This window comes from Mesorhizobium sp. M2C.T.Ca.TU.002.02.1.1 (assembly GCF_003997225.1).
This window is the reverse complement of sequence record NZ_RZTO01000472.1, coordinates 1-4,874: the sequence shown is the minus strand read 5'-3', so window position 1 is coordinate 4,874 and position 4,874 is coordinate 1. Positions and strand designations below refer to the sequence as shown.

Sequence of the window (4,874 nt, the reverse complement as noted above, 5' to 3'; positions counted from 1 at the left end):
CGTCACGCCGATGACCGATCTCCATGTCTTCCGCTTCGGCCAGCTGTTCGAGCGCAAGCAGACCTGGGAATACGCCTTTTCCTATGCGCCGCTGGTCAACGGCCTGCGCGCGGCGCTGCCGCCGCAAGTGCCGCTGACGGTGGGCAAGGTCGCCGAGGTCTCGACCGGACCGGACCGGCAGCGCCTGGTGCTCACCGACGGCTCCGTCATCGAAGCCAGGCTCCTGGTCGTGGCCACCGGTTACAGCGAGGCGGTGCGGCGCGCCATCGGCGTCGAGCGCATCGAGGAATCGAAGGCGCATTCGCTGTCGATGGGGTTCGATTTCGCGATCACACCGAAGGAGTTCGGCCTGCAGTCCCTCACCTTCTACGCGAGGCGGGTCGCCGACCGCATTGCCTTTCTTACCATCTTCCGGATCGGCGAGCGGATGCGGGCCAACATGTTCGTCTATCGGACCGTTGCCGATCCTTGGGTGCAGGCGTTCCGCGAAAACCCGCAAAAGATCCTGCTCGAGCTGATGCCGGAGATTGCCGCGCGATGCGGCAACTTCGCGATCGCCAGCGAGGTGGAAGTGAGGCAGGTCAGCCTGACAACGACGCAGGGGCATCGTCGCGACGGCGTCGTCTTCATCGGCGACGCGTTCGCCACGACCTGCCCGGCGCAAGGCGACGGCATTCACCGGGTGCTTACCGATGTCGATCGCCTCACGGCACACATCCCGGCCTGGTTCGCAACACCCGGCATGGCAACCGACAAGATCGGCGCGTTCTACGACGATCCGGCCAAGGTCGCGGCCGACGAAAAAGCCTTGCGCGCCAGCATCTATGCCCGGCGGATCAACGTCGAAACCGGGTTGGAATGGCGGCTGCGCCGCCTGCGCAACAACACCGCGCGGCGGCTGATGATCTTCGCCCGCCGGTTCCGGGCGGCTGGAAAACCGAGTGACGCCGCGCCTGGCGTAGCAGCAGTTGCTTTCGACCACGCCGACAAGGCAGGTCAGGAATTGCCCGCCGGGCCGCGCCTGGGACCATAATCGTAAGTGAGCTTACGAATCCGTAAGTCGCGATTCCCGGCGAAGCCGGTTTAGATCGCCTTGAGCAGTGTCTCCTGCTCGGCGGGACAGCACTCCCGTCGCACCAATGGCCCGCTGCCGTCTCTATCGGCAGCGGGCTATCGAGCGGCGGCTCGCAGGGCCTGTACTTCGCAGCCGCCCGGCTCGCGCCCGGGTTGGTTCGGATCGTTTCGGCCGCCCGTGATATCCGCTCGAACGTCCGACATGGACGCCGACGGAGATCCGCGCCTTCCCCGCGCATGGGGGTTGGCCCCGCCCCGCGCTTCGCCCTATCTTCGGATTGGAACAAGGACCACGACCATGACCCGTATCCGGGCGATGACGAGGAACGACCTGGCCGACGTATCGCGGCTGCTCGGCCAATCCTGGCGGCGGACCTACGCGCCGATCATGGGCGACGAGACCGTGGCCAGGCTCTCCGACGAAAGGCACGCGCCGGAAAGGCTCGCGGCCGAGCTCGACGACGAGGACAAGATGTCCTTCGTCGCGGAACGCGCCGACGGCTCGATCGCCGGCTACGCCATGGCGGCGATGGACGCAAAGGGCGACGTCATGCTGGAGAGGCTCCACATCGAGCCGCAGGCCTTCGGCAGCGGCCTCGCGGTCGATCTTCTGCATGCGGTGCTTGCCGCGCATGCGGGTATTCCCAGCATTGCGCTGGAGGTGATCGAGGGCAACGACCGCGCGATCGCCTTCTACCGCAAGCATGGCTTCGAGGTGGTCGAGCGCCGGGAAGCCGCCCACGGCGTCGGCGGTCACGCCTCGCTGATCATGCGCCACATGCTGCCGATGGCTTAGGTCGACATCAGGCGGCGGCCCGCATGCGCAGCGCCTCCATGACGCTGTCCTCGAAAGCGCCTGGCACCCTGCCCGCGTTGGCCAGTTGGGCCGCATCCCAGCTTTGGCTCAGGCTGCCGTCGGCCATCAGCACCGCGCGGTTGCAGAGCACCGGCACAGCCTCCACGACATGGGTCGAGACGATGGCGGCGTGACGGCCGCTCGCGCAGAGCGCGGTGATGACGCGCTTCACCTCCCAGGCCGCGGCTGGGTCGAGGCCGTTCAGCGTCTCGTCGAAGATCAGAAGCGACGGTCGGCCGAGAAGTGCAGCAACGATCGCGACCTTGGCTAGCGTGCCAAGCGAATATTCGGCGATCGGACGGTCGATCCAGCGGCCAAGCTCGAGCCGCTCCAGGAGGTCGGCGCCGGGCAGATCATCGGGCGCGCAACCGCGGATCGAGGCAACGAGCTCGATATACTGGCGTCCCGAAAGCGGCGCGGGCAATTCATGCGGCTCGATGGCGAGGCCGAAGCCGGCCTTGGCACGCTCCGCCGCGGTGGCAAGGTCGATGCCATCGACCGTCACGCTGCCGCCGAGCAATGGGATCTGGCCGGTGATCGCCCTGATCAGCGTCGACTTGCCCGAACCATTGGCGCCGAGCAGGCCGATTATGTCGCCCCGGCGGAGCGAAAGATCGATGCCGCGCACCACGGCGCGGCCGCGATAGCCGGCGCTGAGGCCGCTGACGGCGAGGACTTCATCCATTGCGATACCTCTGTCGGGTTCTGTGCCATAGGAAAACCACCAATGCCGCCAGGCCGATCAGCACGGTGCGGCCATATTCGAGCGTTTCATAACCAGCATAGGCGAGCGCGCCGGCGAAGCTCAGCATGGCGACGAAGGGCGCGTTGAGGAAATAGGCGCCGAACACCGCATAGGCGCCGTTCAGCACCAGCAGCCAGAGTCCGCCCGCCACCGGCACGGCCCATGCCGACGGCTCGGCCGCCAGCGCCGCGCCGGCCGGCAGCAGGAAGAAGGCGAGCGACAATTGCAGCGGCAGTTGCACCAGCCGCAGCCACACGCGGGTGAAGCCGATAGGCGCCGTGCGCAGCACCGGTGAGCCCAGCGGCTGGCAGCGCAGGCTGAGCATGAAAATGAGAACGCCGCCCGCCAATCCCGCCACCGCCGCCGGCCCGGCCGTGCCGCCGGCAAGGCTTGCCCATGCGCCAAGGATGGCCGCGACAGCAAGCATGAGGCTGGCGGCGGCCAGCTTCCATGACGGCCGCAAATGGCCGCCCGGCAGTTTCAAGGCCCAGCTCGAAAGCCAGCGCGGGCGCGCCCTGTCGAGGCGTCGCAGCCGCGGTCTTCCAACGGGCGCCGCCTCGCTCGCCGCCTCACCGAGGAGAAGACGTGGCTGCCGCAGGCGCCAAATGGCTGCCGTGCCGAAGCCCAGGGCAAACAGGATCGCAGCGCGCACGCCCCAGGCCGCCGGCAACGGCTGCCCAGTGACTGCGCAGGCCAAGCCCGCCGAAACCGCAATCAGGACGCCCAGCGGCACGAAGATCGCGAGCGTCGCCCTGCCGGCCATGCGGCGACGCTGTCTGGAGCCAAGCGGCAGCGCCTTGAGGAAAGGCGCGAAAGCGCGTTGAAGACAGAGTGCGGACACCGCATTGCCCGCGACCGCGCCGAGCGCCGCCAGCGCAAGCGGCAGGTCGAGGGCCCACAGAAGCTGGTCGTGGCGCAACCTTGGGGCCGCGGCCTGCAGGGCAAGCACGATATCGGCGATCGCATAGGCCAGCAGCGCGCCGCCGCCGAGCCCGATCCAGGCGAGATCGCGGCGCCGCATCGCCCGCAGGCCGGCGACCAGCTCGCGCCAGAGCAGTATCAGGACAAGCCCGTCGTGCGGCATTGGTTCGTCATCATGGTTCCAACACGGAAATAGGTCACGGCAATTGTGCCGCGAGTGGGGCGATAGCTCACCCGGCCGGCTTGGCGTTGACGTTCTTCATGGCGGCAAGCAGGTAGTCCTGCACTGTTGCCTGAAGGTTGGTCGTGGCGGCGCGCACGGCGGCCATTGCCTGCCTGACCGCCGCCTCGTCGAAAGGCTGCGCCTTCTCGGCCGCAGCCAGGTCGGCGCGCGCCGCGCGCAGCTGCCGCAGGGCTTCGAACGTGCGGGCGCGGTTGTCGCGCATGACCGAGCGGAATTCCTTGCGCACCTCGGGCGAGTAGGCGCCCGCGACCTCCGCCAGCAGCCCGCGCGCGGCGACCGCCTGGCGCAGGCCATGCGCGGCATAGCCGATGAAGAAGAAGTTGAGCGCGAGCGAAAGGGCAAGCACCACCAGCACGGCCACCCAGATCCATGAGCGACCGGTCATAGCGCGTCCCCCTCGCCCGCATCACCCGCAATCGCCGGTCCGCCGTCATCGGGAAGCCTGGCGCCCGCGGCGAGCGCCAGGAGGTCGGAATCCTGCGACTGGTCCTGAAGGCGCGCCACCTGGTAACCGGCGATTGTCGCGGTGACAAGCAAGGCCGCGGCGCAAGCGGCGATGCCGGCCGGCGCGACGAGGAAGCGCGGCAGCAGCGAAGGACGCGCCGCGCCGCGATCGATACGCGCCATCACCTTGCGCGCCAGCGCGCGATCGTCGCCCTCGACCAGCGCGGCCTGAAGCACCAGCCTGTCGAGCGCGTCGTCGGCGCCGGCACCGCCGTCAAGCGCCATGAATGCCAGCGCCGGCCCTCTCAAGGCCTCTGGCCAGGCATCGATGTCGTCGCCGAAGCGGCGCCGGTTGTTCTCGAATTCCTCGCGTGTCATGAGGATTTCCTTTCGCGGCCCGCGGCCGCATCTGCCAAATGATCCCTGAGCGCGCGGCGCCCGCGCACGAGCAACTGTTCGACCGAGCCCGCGCTGGCGCCCATCACCTCGGCGATCGCACCGATGTCAAGCTCGCCCACAGCCCGCAAAAGCAGCGCCATCCGCTGGCGCTCCGGCAGACGCGACAGGCCATCGCGCACGATTGCCAGTTC

General features: G+C 68.4%; 7 protein-coding genes. 2 read left to right on the top strand and 5 right to left on the bottom strand.

What is annotated here, in order from left to right:
• The coding region (locus tag EOD07_RS22560; protein ID WP_245470402.1) for an FAD-dependent monooxygenase at positions 1-1,033 on the top strand (1,033 nt) is incomplete at its 5' end.
• 339 nt (positions 1,034-1,372) lie between these two features.
• The gene (locus EOD07_RS22555) at positions 1,373-1,870 is read left to right on the top strand and encodes an N-acetyltransferase (RefSeq protein ID WP_127237036.1); all 498 of its coding nucleotides are present in this window, start codon (positions 1,373-1,375) and stop codon (positions 1,868-1,870) included.
• A 7-nt stretch (positions 1,871-1,877) separates the two neighbouring features.
• Here EOD07_RS22555 and EOD07_RS22550 read toward each other — a convergent pair whose 3' ends face one another.
• From EOD07_RS22550 to EOD07_RS22530, 5 genes are all read right to left on the bottom strand, one after another.
• A complete protein-coding gene (locus EOD07_RS22550; RefSeq protein ID WP_127237035.1) occupies positions 1,878-2,615 on the bottom strand; it encodes an ABC transporter ATP-binding protein in 738 nt (245 codons plus the stop codon).
• Positions 2,608-3,759: a hypothetical protein gene (locus EOD07_RS22545; RefSeq protein ID WP_127237034.1), complete on the bottom strand. Its 1,152-nt coding sequence runs from the start codon at positions 3,757-3,759 to the stop codon at positions 2,608-2,610. The genes EOD07_RS22550 and EOD07_RS22545 overlap by 8 nt, the downstream gene beginning before the upstream one ends.
• A gap of 67 nt (positions 3,760-3,826) precedes the next feature.
• Entirely contained in the window at positions 3,827-4,225 is a 399-nt protein-coding gene (locus tag EOD07_RS22540) for a periplasmic heavy metal sensor (RefSeq protein WP_127237033.1), read from the bottom strand.
• Positions 4,222-4,662, bottom strand: coding sequence for a hypothetical protein (locus EOD07_RS22535; RefSeq protein ID WP_127237032.1), 441 nt, complete (start codon positions 4,660-4,662; stop codon positions 4,222-4,224). Before EOD07_RS22535 ends, EOD07_RS22540 begins: the two co-directional genes overlap by 4 nt.
• On the bottom strand, positions 4,659-4,874 hold a 216-nt coding region (locus EOD07_RS22530), incomplete at its 5' end, for a sigma factor-like helix-turn-helix DNA-binding protein (RefSeq protein ID WP_281059079.1). The genes EOD07_RS22530 and EOD07_RS22535, both read right to left, overlap by 4 nt.